General features: G+C 67.8%; 15 protein-coding genes. 11 read left to right on the top strand and 4 right to left on the bottom strand.

Annotated features, from left to right (window positions below; translation table 11 throughout):
• Window positions 1-116 precede the first annotated feature (116 nt).
• The 6 genes from ACZK2V_RS21170 (at window position 117) to ACZK2V_RS21145 (ending at window position 5,275) form a co-directional block, all read left to right on the top strand.
• Complete coding sequence (locus tag ACZK2V_RS21170; RefSeq protein ID WP_197573089.1) at window positions 117-1,082, top strand: hypothetical protein; 966 nt, start codon at window positions 117-119, stop codon at window positions 1,080-1,082.
• Entirely contained in the window at window positions 1,075-1,623 is a 549-nt protein-coding gene (locus tag ACZK2V_RS21165; RefSeq protein ID WP_164227495.1) for a GTP-binding protein, read from the top strand. Before ACZK2V_RS21170 ends, ACZK2V_RS21165 begins: the two co-directional genes overlap by 8 nt.
• The gene (locus ACZK2V_RS21160) at window positions 1,616-2,032 is read left to right on the top strand and encodes a roadblock/LC7 domain-containing protein (protein ID WP_201117502.1); all 417 of its coding nucleotides are present in this window, start codon (window positions 1,616-1,618) and stop codon (window positions 2,030-2,032) included. Before ACZK2V_RS21165 ends, ACZK2V_RS21160 begins: the two co-directional genes overlap by 8 nt.
• 53 nt (window positions 2,033-2,085) lie before the next feature.
• Window positions 2,086-2,445 carry a hypothetical protein gene (locus tag ACZK2V_RS21155; protein ID WP_005419760.1) on the top strand — a complete coding sequence of 120 codons (360 nt, stop codon included), beginning with the start codon at window positions 2,086-2,088 and terminating at the stop codon, window positions 2,443-2,445.
• 147 nt (window positions 2,446-2,592) lie between these two features.
• Window positions 2,593-4,323, top strand: coding sequence for a bifunctional isocitrate dehydrogenase kinase/phosphatase (aceK, locus tag ACZK2V_RS21150; RefSeq protein WP_032130285.1), 1,731 nt, complete (start codon window positions 2,593-2,595; stop codon window positions 4,321-4,323).
• A 61-nt stretch (window positions 4,324-4,384) separates the two neighbouring features.
• Window positions 4,385-5,275, top strand: a complete 891-nt coding sequence (locus tag ACZK2V_RS21145; protein WP_032130286.1) for an energy transducer TonB — start codon at window positions 4,385-4,387, stop codon at window positions 5,273-5,275.
• Window positions 5,276-5,309: 34 nt separating this feature from the next.
• On the opposite strand, the gene ACZK2V_RS21140 is transcribed toward ACZK2V_RS21145, so the two are convergent.
• From ACZK2V_RS21140 to trxA, 3 genes are all read right to left on the bottom strand, one after another.
• Window positions 5,310-6,884 carry a sensor domain-containing diguanylate cyclase gene (locus ACZK2V_RS21140; RefSeq protein ID WP_071229348.1) on the bottom strand — a complete coding sequence of 525 codons (1,575 nt, stop codon included), beginning with the start codon at window positions 6,882-6,884 and terminating at the stop codon, window positions 5,310-5,312.
• Window positions 6,885-7,094: 210 nt separating this feature from the next.
• A complete protein-coding gene (rho, locus tag ACZK2V_RS21135) occupies window positions 7,095-8,837 on the bottom strand; it encodes a transcription termination factor Rho (protein WP_486322768.1) in 1,743 nt (580 codons plus the stop codon).
• 228 nt (window positions 8,838-9,065) lie between these two features.
• Complete coding sequence (gene trxA, locus ACZK2V_RS21130) at window positions 9,066-9,395, bottom strand: thioredoxin (protein ID WP_005411275.1); 330 nt, start codon at window positions 9,393-9,395, stop codon at window positions 9,066-9,068.
• 511 nt (window positions 9,396-9,906) lie between these two features.
• On the opposite strand from trxA, the gene rhlB reads away from it, so the two are divergent.
• The 5 genes from rhlB (at window position 9,907) to ung (ending at window position 14,974) form a co-directional block, all read left to right on the top strand.
• Window positions 9,907-11,631, top strand: a complete 1,725-nt coding sequence (gene rhlB, locus ACZK2V_RS21125; protein WP_486322767.1) for an ATP-dependent RNA helicase RhlB — start codon at window positions 9,907-9,909, stop codon at window positions 11,629-11,631.
• Between the two features lie 132 nt (window positions 11,632-11,763).
• Window positions 11,764-12,450 carry a cell division ATP-binding protein FtsE gene (gene ftsE, locus ACZK2V_RS21120; RefSeq protein WP_032129538.1) on the top strand — a complete coding sequence of 229 codons (687 nt, stop codon included), beginning with the start codon at window positions 11,764-11,766 and terminating at the stop codon, window positions 12,448-12,450.
• Between the two features lie 3 nt (window positions 12,451-12,453).
• Window positions 12,454-13,401, top strand: coding sequence for a permease-like cell division protein FtsX (gene ftsX, locus ACZK2V_RS21115; protein WP_010481047.1), 948 nt, complete (start codon window positions 12,454-12,456; stop codon window positions 13,399-13,401).
• 7 nt (window positions 13,402-13,408) lie between these two features.
• Window positions 13,409-14,251, top strand: coding sequence for a response regulator (locus ACZK2V_RS21110; protein ID WP_032129540.1), 843 nt, complete (start codon window positions 13,409-13,411; stop codon window positions 14,249-14,251).
• A gap of 9 nt (window positions 14,252-14,260) precedes the next feature.
• On the top strand, window positions 14,261-14,974 hold the full coding sequence (gene ung / locus ACZK2V_RS21105; protein WP_049400766.1) for a uracil-DNA glycosylase: 714 nt from the start codon (window positions 14,261-14,263) through the stop codon (window positions 14,972-14,974).
• 37 nt (window positions 14,975-15,011) lie between these two features.
• Here the strand turns inward: ung and ACZK2V_RS21100 are convergent, their stop codons facing one another.
• Window positions 15,012-16,547: a serine hydrolase domain-containing protein gene (locus ACZK2V_RS21100; protein ID WP_486322766.1), complete on the bottom strand. Its 1,536-nt coding sequence runs from the start codon at window positions 16,545-16,547 to the stop codon at window positions 15,012-15,014.
• Window positions 16,548-16,644: the final 97 nt, after the last annotated feature.

Genomic DNA, 16,644 nt, shown 5'->3' with positions numbered 1-16,644 from the left:
GGAGACAGCCTTCAACCGCCCTCGATCTGAGCAGTCGATCACGACGGCTGCCGCTGGCGATGCCCTAGCCTTGGCGACGCGAGGCCACCGGGGAGGTGGCCGCACGGGGAACACGGATGGCACGCGTGCTGGTAGTGGGAACCGACATCCAGGGCGAGCAGGCCCTGCTGCAGCGGCTGCGCCTGGCATCGGCCCTGCCGGACGGCCAGATCCGCCGCAGCCAGGACCTGGATGATTGCGATCTGCTGGTCATCCGCGATACGCCGGCGCTGCGCAACGCGGCCCAGCGCATGCGTCAGCAGCGTCCGCGACTGCAGTGCTGGATCGAGGACATCGGCGGCCAGCTGCGTGATGGCGACGGGCATCAGGACGTGCTTGACGATGGTGCCATCGGCCGCGCGCTGCGCCGCATGCAGTTGGCACCGGAGCCCATGGCCATGCACGCACCCGCACCGATCCGTCTGGCCGATGGTGCGCATGCCATCACCCGACTGCTGCGCGAGCGGCTGCCGCTGCGACAGGGGCAGGCACTGTTGAGTGATGCGGGCGAGCCTCTGCTGCTGATGGATCTGGAGCACGACCAGGCCGTGCTGCTGCAGGAACCGGCTGCGGCGCTGGTGGAGCGTCTGGCCGATGCCTTCGAACGCCTGCAACTGGATGCGCTGACACCCGCACGCCTGCAGGCGCTGGCCGGTGAGCGGCCACGCCAGCCACTGCGACCGCTGCTGTGGCAGTGGGCACAGCGCAGCCGCCATTGGCAGGCATTGGACGAACGCCTGCGTGGCGCTTCAGTGAAGCTGCTGCGCTGGCCGGACTTCCGCGTACTGGGTCACGACCATGATGGCTTCCGCCTGTGTTCGCTGCTGCTCAAGCGCGCGTGCACGGTTGACGAGTGCGTGATGCTGCTTGAGTTGCCGGCTGCGGCGGTACGCGATTTCATCCATGCCGCCTACCTGTGCGGCTACGCGCAGCTGCAGACTGCACCGGCGACGCCGCTGATGGCGACAGGTGGCACCCGCACCGACAACGGCCTGCTTGCCCGCCTGTGGCGGCACCTGCGCGGGAGCGAACGCAATGCGTGAGCACAAGGTGGTGGTGCTGGGCGGCATGGGCAGCGGCAAGTCGACCCTGGTACGCAGCATCGCGGTTGGCGCGGTGGTCGACACGGATGTGGCCAACAGTGATCGCCTTGGCGCCGACAAAGCGTCCACCACCGTGGCGCTGGACTACGCAGACATCGACCTGCCCAATGGCGAACGCCTGCGGTTATACGGAACACCCGGCCAGCAGCGTTTCGATTTCCTGTGGCCGATCCTGCTGCAGGGCGCGCGTGGCGCGGTGCTGCTGCTGGATGCGCGTCGTGCCGGGCTGGCCAGCGAGCTGGAGGACTACCTGCAGGTGCTGCAGCCGTTCGCATCATCCTTGGCACTGGTGGTGGCGGTCACCCACCTGGACCAGGCACCGCAGGCCGCACTGGATGACTGGGCCGCCCGTGCCTGCCTTGACGAGCAGCCGCTGCCGCTGCTCGCCGTGGATGCCCGTGACCGCGAACAGGGACTGCTGCTGATGGATGTACTGATGAGCGAAATGGAAGCGCACGCACTGGTGGCGGCGCATGGCTGACGGGCAGATGGCGGTACTGCCCGATGCCGGTCAGCGTGAGCGCCTGCAGCCGCTGCTGCAGGACCTGCAGCAGCGCGTGGAAGGCGTGCGCACGGTGGTGCTGGCCAGTGTCGATGGCTTCGCCCTGGTCAGTGCCGGGGCCCAAGGGCGCGGTGAGCGGCTGGCGGCGATGACCAGCGCGATGCTGGCGCTGGCCGCGGCAGTTGGCCGCGAACTGCTGCTGGGCGATCTGCAGACGCTGATGCTGGAGGCCGCGGGCGGCAAGGTGCTGATGCTGGCGATCCAGGCTGAAGGGCGCGCACCGCTGCTGCTGATGGCGGCCTGCGACCAGCGCAGCGTGATCGGCCAGGTGCTGTGGCAGAGCAGGGAATGTGGCCAGGCGATCCTGGCCGAACTCGGCGGATCGTGAGCCCGGCCGCAGGGGAACGAGGGGCTCGAACCAACATCGACAAGGGGTGCGACGTGGCTGGATTGAATGAATCGTTGAACGCACTGATGGGCATCGACGGCGCGCAGGCAGTGGCGCTGGTCGACTACGAAAGCGGCATGCTGCTTGGCGAAGCCGGTGCCGGCATGGACATGGAAGTGGCCGCCGCCGGCAACACTGAAGTGATCCGCGCCAAGATGAAGACCGCCGCGTCGCTGAACCTCAACGACAGCATCGAGGACATCCTGATCTCGCTGGGCAAGGCGTACCACATCATGCGCCCGGTGGCGAAGAAGAAGGGCCTGTTCTTCTACATCGTGCTGGACCGGACCAAATCCAACCTGGCGCTGGCGCGGCGCAAGGTGCAGGACGTAGAGGCCGAACTGGCGATCTGAGCCGGTAGTGCCGGCCACTGGCCGGCATCTGCATGGATCCATCGGCGGTCCAGGGGTTGCCGGCCAGCGGCCGGCACTACCTCTGCGCTCGACGGCATCACACACGCCAGCGTATGGTGGAGACGGTCCTCCCCGGGTACGCCGTGCATGTCAGAGCCTGTCATCGCAACCGTACTGGCGCCGCGTATCGCCGGTGCCATCCGCGATGGTTTCGAGCAGTACCATGCCCGCTTCGCGGCGATCACCGCGCGGGCGCGGCAGCGCTTCGAGCAGCGCGATTGGGCTGGTGCGCGACAGGATGCGGTCGAGCGCATCGCCCTGTACGACCTGTGCATCGCCGAGCAGATGGATGCGTTGCGCCGCCTCGCCGGTGACGCGATCGGCGAGCGTGCGCTGTGGCTGCAGGTGCACGCGCAGTACAGCGCGCTGCTGCAGGGCCTGATCGACGCCGAGCTGTACAAGACCTTCTACAACACGCTGTCGCGGCGCCTGTTCGCTACCCGCGGCGTGGACCCGGCGCTGGAATTCATTGCTTTTGACGTCGAGCCCTCCGATGCAATCACCCATCCGGTCGCGCGGCATACCTACGCGGTCTCGCCGACGCGGCCGGTGGAGGCCCTGCAACGCGTGCTGGCCGACTACCGCTTCGACATCCCCTATGCGCACCAGCTGCGTTGTGCGGCGGCCATCGCCGTGCGCCTGCAGGACGATCTCGCCCATTGGGGGGACACGCCGGTACGCAGCATCGAACTGCTCGACACGGTGTTCTACCGCGAGCGCCGCGCTTACCTGGTTGGCCGCGTGTTCGGCGAGCATCGCTTTTCGCCATGCGTGATTGCCCTGGTCAACGATGCGCGCGGCCTGCGTGCCGATGCGGTGCTGACCCGGCGCCGTGATGTCGCCCATCTGTTTGGCGTGTCGCGCAGCTACTTCCAGGCTGACCTGGGCACCGTGGGCGACGCGGTGGTGTTCCTGCGCAGCCTGCTGCCGGGCAAGCCGATCGACGAGATCTACACGGTGCTGGGACGTGCCAAGCAGGGCAAGACCGAGCGCTACCGAACCTTCTTCCGACACTTCAACGAGCATCCGCAGGAACGGCTGGTGCATGCCGAAGGCACGCCGGGCATGGTCATGGCGGTGTTCACCCTGCCCAGTTATCCATTGGTGTTCAAGCTGATCCGCGACCGTTTCGCCTGGCCCAAGGCAATGTCGCGGCAGCAGGTGGAAGAGAAGTACGCGCTGGTGTTCAATCTCGATCGTGTCGGCCGCCTGCTTGATGCGCAGCCTTATCGCCACCTGCGTTTCCCGCGCGAGCGCTTCGCGCCGGCCCTGCTGGAAGAGCTGCTGCAGCAGTGCGCGCAGAGCGTACGTGTCGATGGCGACGAGGTCGAAGTCGCACTGTGCTATGTGCAACGTCGTTTCCGTCCTTTGAACCTGTACCTGCGCGAGCAGTCCGGCGAGGCGGTGCGCGCGGCGGTGCTCGACTACGCGCAGGCCATCACCGACATGGCGCGCAACAACATCTTCCCCGGCGACATGCTGCCGAAGAACTTCGGTGTGTCACGGCACGGCCGGGCCGTGTTCTATGACTATGACGAGCTGTGCCTGGTCAGCGACTGCGTGTTCCGCGCCTGGCCGCAGCCACGCACGCCGGAGGAAGCGATGGCCGACGAGCCCTGGTTCCATGTCGGCCCGCGCGACGTGTTTCCCGAGCGCTTCGGTCCGTTCATGGGCCTGCCCGCTGCGGAGCTGGCAGCCGTGCGCGAGCACTACCGGCACCTGTTCGACCCGGGCTGGTGGCAGGGCCTGCAGGAACGCTTCGCCCGGGGTGATTATCCGGACACGCCGCCCTACGCGGGCGCACACCGGCTGGCGTGAACCGGCTGTCATGGCGGCTGGGACTGGGATAGGCTCGCCGTTCATCACCAAGGATCCGGCAATGATGCGTTCCCCACTGTTTCTCGCCCTCGCGCTGGCCGTAGGTGCCGGCGCCCCCCTGCTTGCAGGCGATGCCACTGCGCAGACCGCACGTGCTGTACGTGCGACTGCGGAAATGAGCATGGTGCTGTCCGGTCATATCGAGGTCACGCCGGAGGGCGCGGTCCGTTCGCTGGTGCTGGACCAGAAAGCCATGGTGGCCCCGAGCATCGCCTCCTTCGTGGAAGGCACCATCGGTGGCTGGCGCTTCGAGCCCACGCTGCGCGATGGCCAGGCGGTGGCCACGCGGGCCCCTTTGCGCGTTCGCCTGCGCGGCAAGGCTGCGGCCGATGGCGGTTATGAAATCAGCATGACCAGTGTCGACTTCAGCGAGTACGATCCGAAGGCTACCGATTCGGTGACCCAGCTGCACATGACGCCGCCGCGCTACCCGGAAGCGGCCTACCGTAACGGTGGCCAGGGTGAGGTGCTGCTGTTGGTCAAGGTGGCCCGTGACGGAACAGTGGCCGATGTGGCCGCCGAGCAGGTGAACATGGCCGTGGTCGCACCTGAGCGGACCCTGGCGAAGATGCGCGACATCCTGGCCAGAGCCAGTGTCAGCACCGCCCGCACGTGGACCTTCAAGCCGCCGACCACCGGCGAGGACAGCACCCGGGACAGCTGGACGGTTCGCATCCCGGTGAACTTCGCCCTGAACAATGATCCCAATGCAGTGGCGGAACGCTATGGCCGCTGGCGCGCCTTCATTCCGGGGCCGCGGCAGACCGTCCCGTGGCGCGAGGCGGACCCGGTCGAGCAGGTCGGCAGCGATCTGCTGCCGGAAGGCGGCGTCTACATGGTGGACGGCGCCAAGCGCGGCCTGCGCCTGCTGACCCCGCTGGCGCAGGGCTGAGACCCGCTGCGGAGCCGGGCAGCCCGGCTCCGCGTCAGTCGGCATACGGGTAGACCACCACCCGGTTGCGGCCCTGTTCCTTGGCCATGTACAGCGCCTTGTCGGCCAGCCGCAGCGCCTGTTCTGCGTCGACATGGAAGCTGGGGAAGTGGGCCACGCCCAGCGATACGGTGATGGTGCCGACCGGTTCGAACGGATGGTCGGCGATGTGCTGGCGCAGGCGTTCACCGGCCTGGCGGGCCGATTCAGTACTGATGCCCGGCAGCAGCAGCAGGAACTCCTCGCCGCCAGCGCGGCAGAGGATGTCGCTGTCGCGCGAGTAGCGGCGCATCTGGTCGGCGATGTGGACGATGGCGTTGTCGCCGACGTCATGCCCGTAACTGTCGTTGATCGACTTGAAGCGATCGATGTCCAGCGCCAGGATCGCGAACGGAATGCCCTGCACCTGCAGCGCATCCAGCGCCTGCTGCAGCCCGCGGCGGTTGAGCAGGCCGGTCAGCGGGTCGGTGCGGCTGGCACGGTTGAGCGTGCCGATACGATCCTGCAGCGCATTGAAGCTGTGCAGCACCGCCTGTTTGAGCTGGGCGACCTCGAAGTACCAGGCGCGGATGCCGCTGACGTGGTTGATCGCGTTGCCGGTGTCCTCGCCGCCCTGCACGTTGCGCGCCAGTTGCCACAGGGGCATCGAAATGCGGCGCGCGAACCACCAGGTGACCAGCAGCGACAGCAGGCCGAGTGGAATCGCATTCCAGATCACTGCGGTCATCAACCGCGACAGCGGCTGCAGGGTGGCCTCGGTCGGGCGCTGCGCGATGATGCCCCAGCCGGTGGCCGCCACCGGTGCATAGCCGGCCAGCATCGACACGCCGCGGTTGTTGCGTACCTGCTGTGCGCCCCGTTCTCCGCGCACCACGGCCTTCACCGCCGGGTTGCCGACCACGTAGTCACCCACCCGCTTGCCATCGGCGTGGTACAGCAGGCGGCCATTGTGGTCCACCACGTACAGGTAGGAACCGTCGCGGTAGTAGTGCTTGCCCAGCAGCGTGTGCAGTGCACTGCGCTGGCGCAGGTACAGGGTGCCGCTGACATAGCCGCGATAGCGGCCCTGGCGGTCGAAGATCGGGTGCGACAGCGACACCAGCAGCTTGCCGGTGGCCGATTGGTAGGGATCGCTGATCATCGGCTGGCGCGCCGCCAGTGCCGCGTTGTTGCCGACACTGTGCAGGACCTCACCCTGCAGCTGCAGGGTCTGCGGCGAGGTGGCGATCACCAGGCCGTCGGCGTCCACCACCAGTGAGGAGTTGAAGCTGCTGGACTGCAGCTGCAGGCGGCTGGCTTCATCCTGGGCCTGCTTCGGATCAAGGTCGTCCTCGCCCAGGCGGGTCGCGGCATAGGCCAGCTGCTGCTGCGCGGCCAGCAGGAAGTTCTGGGTGGTCTCGGCCAGCTTGGTGGCGTAGACGCGGTTGGCTTCCAGGGTATTGCCGACCAGCTGGTCGCGCTGCACCCGGTAGCTGGCCAGCAGGGTGTTGGCCAGCGCGATGATGGCGCTGAGCAGGGCCAGGGCGAGGATCAGCTTGCCCAGGTTGAGGCGGGGAGACAGCGTTCGCATGCGTCGACGGATCCGGCAGGAGGCTGGACCCGACCGGTTCTCCGGAAGGGGCGACAGCGGGAATCGGTGGCAGGGCCCACGGGGGCCGGGCAGGGTATCGCGCGGATTATCGCCAAAAGCGGGCGCCAGCGAAGTGAAGTGCGTCGCCCTGCAGGTAAAAAAAAACCTGCCGCAGCGAGCGGCAGGTTCTTTTCGATGCAATGCCGTGGATCAGCGCTTCATCGAACCGAAGAACTCGTCGTTGGACTTGGTGTTCTTCATCTTGTCGAGCAGGAACTCCATCGCGGCCATTTCATCCATCGGATGCAGCAGCTTGCGCAGGATCCAGATTTTCTGCAGCAGCTCCGGCTCGATCAGCAGGTCTTCGCGGCGGGTGCCGGAACGGTTGATGTCGATGGCCGGGAACACGCGCTTTTCAGCGATACGGCGGCTCAGGTGCACTTCGCTGTTGCCGGTGCCCTTGAACTCTTCGTAGATCACCTCGTCCATCTTCGAGCCGGTGTCGACCAGCGCGGTGGCGATGATGGTCAGGCTGCCGCCTTCTTCCACGTTGCGCGCGGCACCGAAGAAGCGCTTCGGGCGATGCAGGGCGTTGGCGTCCACACCACCGGTCAGCACCTTGCCCGAGCTCGGCACCACGTTGTTGTAGGCGCGGGCCAGGCGGGTGATCGAGTCGAGCAGGATCACCACGTCCTTCTTGTGCTCGACCAGGCGCTTGGCGCGCTCGATGACCATTTCGGCCACCTGCACGTGGCGCGCGGCCGGCTCGTCGAAGGTCGAGCTGATGACCTCGCCGCGCACCGTGCGCTGCATTTCGGTCACTTCTTCCGGGCGCTCGTCGATCAGCAGCACGATCAGGTGCACGTCCGGATGGTTGGTGGTGATGGCGGTGGCGACCTGCTGCATCATCATGGTCTTGCCGGCCTTCGGCTGCGACACGATGAGCGAGCGCTGGCCCTTGCCCTGCGGGGCCATCAGGTCGAGGATGCGGCCGGTGATGTCTTCCGACGAACCGTTGCCGCGCTCCAGGGTGAAGCGGCGGCGCGGGAACAGTGCGGTCAGGTTCTCGAACAGCACCTTGTTCTTCGACGCTTCGATCGGCTCGCCGTTGATGGTGTCGACGATGTTCAGCGCGAAGTAGCGCTCGCCGTCCTTCGGGAAGCGGATGCGGCCGGAGATGTGGTCGCCGGTGCGCAGGTTGAAGCGGCGGATCTGGCTGGGCGAGATGTAGGTGTCGTCCGGGCCGGCCAGGTAGCTGGCTTCAGCCGCGCGCAGGAAGCCGAAGCCGTCCGGCAGGATTTCCAGCACGCCGTCGGCGGCGACGCCGTCACCGTGGCGGGTCAGTACCTTCAGCAGGGCGAAGATCACATCCTGCTTGCGGGCGCGTGCCACGCCTTCGGAGATCTGCAGCTGCTCGGCGATTTCCAGCAGCTTCTGTGCCGGCATCCGCTTGAGGTCGCTCAGCGAGTAGACCGGGAAGCCCTCGGGCACGTTGGCGTGCGGGCGCGGCACGAACGGCTGCTGCTCGCCGCCGTCGTTGGGCAGGCCATCGTCGCGGAAGCGGTTGTTGCGGTCACGGTCGCGGCGGTTGCGGAAGCGGTCGCGGCGGTTGCCCTGACCTTGCCCCTGGCCCTGCTGGCCGTTCTGGTTGTACGGGTTCTGGCTCTGGTTCTGGCCGCCCCCCTGGTGGTTCTGCTGGCGCGGCTGGCCGGATTCGCGACCCTCACCGCCTTCGCCACCGCCACTGCTGGCAGGGGCCTCGGCGGCGGGCGCGCTCGGTGCAGGGGCAGCCGCCGGTGCCTCGGGCGCGGCGGCCAGCGGCAGGGTCGGCTGCGCCGGCGCGGCGCTGGTTTCGGCGGCTGCCGGAGCGGCGGCCTTGCTCACGCGGGGCTTGCGCACGCGCTTTTCGGCGGGCGCATCGGCGCTGCCGGTTTCGGAAGTGTTATCGGACAAGAGCGTTATTCCTCGCTTGAAGGTGCGAGCGCCCGGCTGGGGCGGCGAACGTTGGGAATGGGTCTGGAAGAAACTGCGTCCAGAGGGTGCGGCACGCGAACGCGGCCGGATATGCCGACACTATCATCGGCCTGCGGCGCCACGCAAGGGTCGCCGGGAACAGCATTCATCATGGGCGCGGGGCGCCCGCCGGCAGCCGCGGTCGGCGGCTGCCGGAGAACAGCAGGATCAGGCCAGGGCCTTGTCCAGCAGGCCAGCCAGCTGGGCCTTGCCCACCGCACCGATCTGCTCGCCGACCTTCTCGCCGTCCTTGAACACGACCAGGTACGGAATCGAACGCACGTGGTACTTGGCGGCCAGCGCACGGTTGTGGTCGACGTTGACCTTGGCGATTTTGGCGCGGCCCTGGTAGGCATCGGCCAGTTCGTCCAGCGCCGGGGCGATCATCTTGCACGGGCCACACCACTCGGCCCAGAAATCGACCAGCACCGGTTCCTTGGAATTCAGCACTGCGCTATCAAAGTCGGCGTCGCCGACATGTACAACCTTGTCGCTCATCTTGGTTTCTCGTCTTGGATTGCACCCGGCCATGCCGGAGGTGGGTGAACTGGGCCATGCCCGGTGGCGCGACCCTCGTCGTTGCCTCGCGGCGCACTGCCGCGGTGCGTTCGGCGGGATGCCTGGACGCTCACGGCCGGCAGTGTACCCCTATCGCAGGGCGGGGACAGGCGCCGGCTGGAACCCAGCGTATCGTGATCGCTTCGATGCCTGGTATGTGTCGGATTTCACTGTCTTCCCGAAGATGGGGGTGGCAGCGGGCGACACCAGCGGGACCGGCGGGGTCGTTCAAGTCCCGTGTGGCTGGATGAAGGCGCGTCGTCTCTCCATCCGGTGAGACCGGGCATTCCGGTTTGCCGGCCCGAGTGCGTTAAACTGGGCCATTGTGCGGCGCGCGGACCGGGTGGTCCCAGCCTGCCAACCCGCCGCAGGGGCCGCAGTTTGCGACGGTGCCCCTAGACGATGAAGTGCCAGCCGCCCCACGGGCCGGCGGCCATACCAAGACGGACTCATGAGCGACAAACCGCTGACCGATTTGACCTTTTCCTCCTTCGAGCTGCACCCGGCCCTGCAGGCCGGCCTTGAAGGAGCCGGATTCACCCGCTGCACCCCGATCCAGGCGCTGACCCTGCCGGTCGCGCTGCCCGGCGGTGATGTCGCCGGCCAGGCCCAGACCGGCACCGGCAAGACCCTGGCCTTCCTGGTCGCTGTCGTGAACCGCCTGCTGACGCGTCCGGCGCTGGCCGATCGCAAGCCGGAAGATCCGCGCGCGCTGATCCTCGCCCCGACCCGCGAGCTGGCCATCCAGATCCACAAGGATGCGGTGAAGTTCGGTTCCGACCTGGGCCTGCGCTTCGCCCTGGTCTACGGCGGCGTGGATTACGACAAGCAGCGCGAGCTGCTGCAGCAGGGCGTGGACGTGATCATCGCCACCCCGGGCCGCCTGATCGACTACGTCAAGCAGCACAAGGTGGTGTCGCTGCACGCCTGCGAGATCTGCGTGCTGGACGAAGCCGACCGCATGTTCGACCTCGGCTTCATCAAGGACATCCGCTTCCTGCTGCGCCGCATGCCGGAGCGCACCACCCGCCAGACCCTGCTGTTCAGCGCCACCCTCAGCCACCGCGTGCTGGAGCTGGCCTACGAGCACATGAACGAGCCGCAGAAGCTGGTGGTCGAAGCCGAGACGGTCACTGCCGCACGCGTGCGCCAGAAGCTGTACTTCCCGGCCGACGAAGAGAAGATCCCGCTGCTGCTGGGCCTGCTGTCGCGCAGCGAAGGCGCCCGCACCATGGTGTTCGTCAACACCAAGGTGTTCGTCGAGCGCGTCGCCCGTTCGCTGGAAAAGGCCGGTTACCGCGTCGGCGTGCTGTCCGGCGACGTGCCGCAGAAGAAGCGTGAGAGCCTGCTCAACCGCTTCCAGAAGGGCCAGCTGGAAATCCTGGTGGCCACCGACGTGGCCGCGCGCGGCCTGCACATCGACGGCATCAAGTACGTCTACAACTACGACCTGCCGTTCGACGCCGAAGACTACGTGCACCGCATCGGCCGTACCGCCCGCCTGGGCGAGGAAGGCGATGCGATCAGCTTCGCCTGCGAACGCTATGCGATGAGCCTGCCGGACATCGAGGCCTACATCGAGCAGAAGATTCCGTCCGAGCCGGTCACCAAGGAGCTGCTGACCGCGCTGCCGCGCCCGGAACGCCCGGCCCCGGCCGCAGGCGAGGACGGCGAAGAGAACGAGAGCGTTGGCCAGATCTTCCGGGAAGCGCGCGAAGCCCGCGCCGCCGAGGAAGAGCGTCGTGGCGGTGGCCGTAGTGGCGGCCGTTCCGGCAGTGGCGGTGGCCGCGGTGGCCGCGACGGTGAGCGCAGCGGCGAGCGCCGTTCGCGTGGCCCGCGCAAGCCGCGCGTGGAAGGCGAGCAGGCTGCGGCCGCTCCGGTGGAAGGTGCTGAAGCCGCTGTCGCCCAGGCTCCGCGCCCGCCGCGTCCGCCGCGTGCCGAAGGTGCGCCGGAAGGTGCGGTGGATGGCGAGCGCAAGCCGCGCAAGCGTCGTCGTCGTCGCCACGGCCGTCCGGTCGAAGGTGCCGAAGGCGTGCAGGCCACGGCCGGCAATGGCGCCAGCCCGGTCACCCCGGTGCAGGTGGTGGCCAAGCCGGTGCGCACCGCGGCCGATACCGGTGATTCGTTCCTGACCCGCATCGGCCGCAAGATCCGCCGGATGCTGTCGGGCAGCTGATCGGCCGATGGTGGTGCCCCATGGGGCAGGGTAGTGCCGGCCGCTGGCCGGCAACCCACAAAGCTGCCGGCCAGCGGCCGGCACTACCGATGGCGCTACCGATCCGTCGCGCTGGTCCTGCATAATCGGGGCATGAGTGTCCTGCGCTTCGACAATGTCAGCAAACAGTACGCCGGTGGCCACGAGGCGCTGACCGATGTCAGCTTCGAGGTCGCGCCGGGCGAGATGCTGTTCGTCACCGGCCATTCCGGTGCGGGCAAGAGCACCCTGCTCAAGTTGATCCACCTGGACGAGCGGCCCAGCCGCGGCGCGGTGGTGTTCGACGAGCGCAACCTGCTGAAGGTGCGCGGTGGCGACGTGCCCCGCCACCGACGCGCGGTGGGGGCGGTCTATCAGGACCACCGCCTGCTGATGGACCGCTCCATCGCCGAGAACGTGGCGCTGCCGCTGATCCTGCGCGGCACCCGCCGTAGCGACATCAACAAGCGTGTGCGCTCGGTGCTCGAGCGGATGGGCCTGGGCCATCGCGAGAAGGCGCTGCCCTCGCAGCTGTCGGCCGGTGAGCAGCAGCGCGTCGGCATCGCCCGCGCCATTGTCGGTGAGCCCAAGCTGCTGGTGGCCGATGAGCCGACCGGCAACCTCGACCCGACCCTGGCGGCGGAGATCATGGCCCTGTTCGCCGAGCTGCCCGCGCGCGGCACCAGCGTGCTGGTGGTCAGTCACGACCTGCCGCTGCTGCGCCGCATGCGCAAGCGCGTGCTGATCCTTGACCACGGCCGGCTGGTGGATGACATCTCGCCGCAGGACCTGGCGGAGTAATCGATGGCGAAGAACGAAAACAGCGAAGCCGCCGCCCCGTCGCGTGTGGGCGTCTGGTTCCAGCACCACGTGCACAGCGTGGTGTTCAGCCTCGGCCGCGCCTGCCGCAAGCCGTGGGCGACCCTGCTGACGGTGATGGTCATGGCGCTGGCGCTGGCCCTGCCGCTGGGCCTGTCGATCGCGCTGGACAACCTCAAGCAGTTCGCCGGCAGCGTGCAGCAGTCGCGCGATATCAACGTGTTCCTGAAGGGCAACGTCGATGGTCCCGGCGCGCTGCGCCTGGCCGGCCAGCTGCGCGATCGCGATGACGTGGCCGAAGTGAACGTGCGCACGCCCGAGCAGGGCCTGCAGGAACTGCGCGATGCCGGCCTCGGCGAGGCGATCGATGCACTCAACGACAATCCACTGCCCTCGCTGCTGGTGATCACCCCCGGCCAGGGCAAGGACGACGCGCGCCTGGCGCGCGCGCTGGAAAGCCTGCCCGAGGCCGACCTGGTGCAGCACGATGCGCTGTGGCGCCAGCGCCTGGATGCCTGGCTCGCGTTCGGTGCGCGGCTGGTGCAGGTGCTGTCGGTGCTGCTCGGCGTGGGCGCCGCGCTGGTGGTCGGCAACACCGTGCGCCTGGACATCCAGGCCCGCCGCGAAGAGATCGGCGTGCTGCAGCTGCTCGGCGCCAGTGATGGCTTCATCCGCCGCCCGTTCCTGTACCTGGGCGCGTGGTATGGCCTGGGTGCCGGCGCAGTGGCGCTGGCCCTGATTGCTGCGGCCGGCGCTGCCTTGCGCGTGCCGCTGGCCGAACTCTCGCGCAGCTACGGCAGCCCGTTCGTGCTGCACGGCCTGGACCTGCTGCATGGCAGCCTGGTCCTGCTCGGCACACTGCTGCTGGGCTGGCTGGGCGCGTGGCTGGTGACCGGCCATTTCCTTCGCCAGACCCGCCCGACCGACACCTGAGACCGGCATGCAACCGCAAGCGCTGAAGCACCTTGAAGGGCCCGCGACGCGGGTGATGGTGGTCGATGGGTCAAAGCTGGTCCGCAAACTGATCGCCGACGTCCTGCAGCGCGACCTGCCGGGCGTGGAAGTGATCGGCTGCGACAGCATCGAGGATGCGCAGCTGGCGCTGGCGCAGGGCCCGGTGGATCTGGTGACCACCTCGCTGACCCTGCGTGATGGCGACGGCCTGGCACTGGCGCGGATGGTCCGCGAAGCCGCAGGCCAGGCCTATGTGCCGGTGATCGTGGTCTCCGGCGATGCCCAGCAGCATCTGGAGCAGCGCCGCTTCACCGAGTACGTCACCGACTATTTCGACAAGGCGCTGGGCCACGAGGCACTGGCGACCTTCATCCGCGGCTACGTGCAGCCGCAGACCATTCCCGGCGCCACCATCCTCTACATCGAGGACAGCCGCGTGGTCGCCGAGGCTACCAAGCGCATGCTGGAACGCCAGCAGTTGAACGTGCTGCACGTGGTCAGCGCCGAAGAGGCGTTCACCCTGCTCACTGCCGAGTCGCTGGGCCGCAGTCGCCACCGCATCGACCTGGTGCTGACCGACGTCACCCTGAAGGGCGAACTGAGCGGTCGCGACGTGGTGCAGCGCGTGCGCGTGGACTTCGGCTACGGCAAGCGTCGCCTGCCGGTGCTGGTGATGACCGGCGATGGCAACCCGCACAACCAGACCGGGCTGCTGCAGTCCGGTGCCAACGACCTGGTGCTCAAGCCGATCGAAGAGCGCCTGCTGGTCACCAAGGTGCTGTTCCAGCTGCGCCTGGCCCGGTTGAACGATGGACCCCTGATTCGATGAAGTGGCGTGATGATTGATGAAGTAGCCGGCACCCCGACGATCCAGCTCGAGCCGAGCTGGAAGCAGCATGTCGGCGATTACCTGATGCAGCCGCAGATGCGCGAGCTGTCCAGCTTCCTGCGCCAGCGCAAGGCCAGCGGTGCGGCGGTGTTCCCGCCCGGCCCGCAGATCTTCGCTGCGTTCGATGCCACGCCGTTCGAGCAGGTGAAGGTGGTGATCCTCGGCCAGGACCCGTACCACGGCCGCGGTCAGGCGCATGGGCTGAGCTTCTCGGTGGCGCCCGGAGTGCCGGTGCCGCCGTCGCTGCTGAACATCTACAAGGAGATCGAGAGCGATCTCGGTATCCCGCGTCCGGACCATGGCTGCCTGATCCCGTGGGCGCAGCGCGGTGTGCTGCTGCTCAATGCCGTGCTGACGGTGGAAGAGGGCCAGGCCGGTGCCCACCAGGGGCGTGGCTGGGAAGGTTTCACCGACCACGTGGTGGATGTGCTCAACCGCGAACGCGACGGCCTGGTGTTCATGCTCTGGGGCGCGTACGCGCAGAAGAAGGGCAAGGTCATCGACACCCGCCGCCACCGTGTGCTGAAGTCGCCGCACCCGTCGCCGCTGTCGGCCCACCGCGGCTTCCTGGGCTGCCAGCATTTCTCGATGGCCAACGAGTACCTGCAGCGCCGCGGCCAGGCCCCGATCGACTGGTCGCTGCCGCCGCGTTCGGCGCTCTGAGCGGGCCGGGCAGTAGCCCGGCGCCGCCAGCGATGGATCAATGGCCCGCTGCTGGCGCGATATCCGCGCGCCGATAGTAGGCACGCGCGCCTTCGGCGATCACGCTGAGGGCTTGGACCGTGCCGTCGCCACCACGGTGGAACAGCAGCTCCGCACCTACGCTGCCGGCGAGGAAGCGGACAGGGGTCAGTGCCTGGAGCATGACGGCCTTGCCCCGTCCTGGAAGGCGCAGTTCCAGTCCCGCTTGGCCTGCCTGTACATCCAACGTCGTGGCTTCGAACCAGTCAGCGAGACCGCCGCGGACGTCCATCGGCAGCGCGCCATCGAGTACGAAGTGGCCGCTGAAACCTGGGTAGCTGTCGCGCAGAAGCGCCGGGTCAAGCGTGCGGATGACTGGTTTGGCATTGTGGCCGAGTGCGTCGGAAAGGGCATTGCGGATTTCCCCGCGCAGTGCGGGGCCGTTGTCGCCATTGGTCAGGATGACGAATCCATCGCCGCTCTCCGGGTAGCCTTCGATGCCGGCGTGATAGCTGTCATTGCTGCCATTGTGGAAGAAGCGGCGACTGGCGCCGTTGCCGGCCAGCTCCGGTCCCAGGCCACGACCGGCCGGCGCCACTTCGCTGACCATCTGCAGGGCCAATGACTGCGGCAGCCATCCATCCTTGGTGCGGATGCTGCGCAGCAGGGCCGCGACGAACAGGCCCATGTCGTTGGCGCTGGTCCACAGCCCGGACGCCGCCTGTTCCGGAAAGCTCTGCCAGCCGCGTGGCAGGGCCTCCGGCAGGCCTTTGTTGTCGTGCGCATGGGCAACGTTGCCGTAGCCGGCAGGCAAGGGGCTCTGGTACGTGCTGCGGGACATGCCCAGTGGCGCGAACACCTCGCGACGTGCGACGTCGGCGAATGCTCTGCCGGTCAGGTCTTCGATCGCCAGCTGCACCACCGTGTAGCCGCCACCGGAATAGTCGACCTGCTGGCCGGGCGCGTGGATCAGGCGTATCGGTTCATTCTTTGCAGGCGCCAGTCCATCCAGTGTCTGCAGCAAGGTCGGCAAGCGTTCGGCGGGCTGGTAGTCCTGGAAGCCATGCACATTGAAGCCGGCGGTGTGCGACAGCAGCATGCGCAGGTTGATCGGCGGGTGCAGTCCCTGCGCATCGGCAGGCACATGCCAGCGGCGCAGGCGTGGATCGATGTTCTCCTCCAGCGAGACCTTGCCGGCAGCAACCAGCTTCAGGGTGGTCGCCGCAGCGCCCATCTTGCTGACCGAGCCCACCGAGAACACGGTATCGGCATCCACCGCGTCGTGCGTGCCCGCTTGGCGCAGGCCGTATCCGGCGGCGTACACCACCTTGCCATCGCGGATCACCGCAACGGCGGCACCCGGCACCTTGTAATGGGCAAGGCGTCCCTCGATCGACCACTGCGGCAGCGCCGCGCCCAGCTGCGCGGTGCTGGGGCGCAGGCCATGGGCCATTGCCTGGGCAAAGCGCGCAGCGTCTTCAGCGCTGGCGTCAGTGGCCATCACGTGGAACGGGGTCAGGCAGACCAGCAGCGAACACAGCAACAGGCGGTTCATCATCGACATCCTTGCGGGAGTGGAAGAGGGTTGGGATCGGCGCAGGCGTTGCCACGTACGCCTGCCGCGTCCGATCGTTGCGGGTGGAACAGGTTGC

It is taken from the genome of Stenotrophomonas sp. 93052_Sma (genome assembly GCF_056481145.1).
The sequence above is the reverse complement of the archived record's forward strand: the minus strand, read 5'-3'. Positions and strand labels throughout refer to the sequence as shown.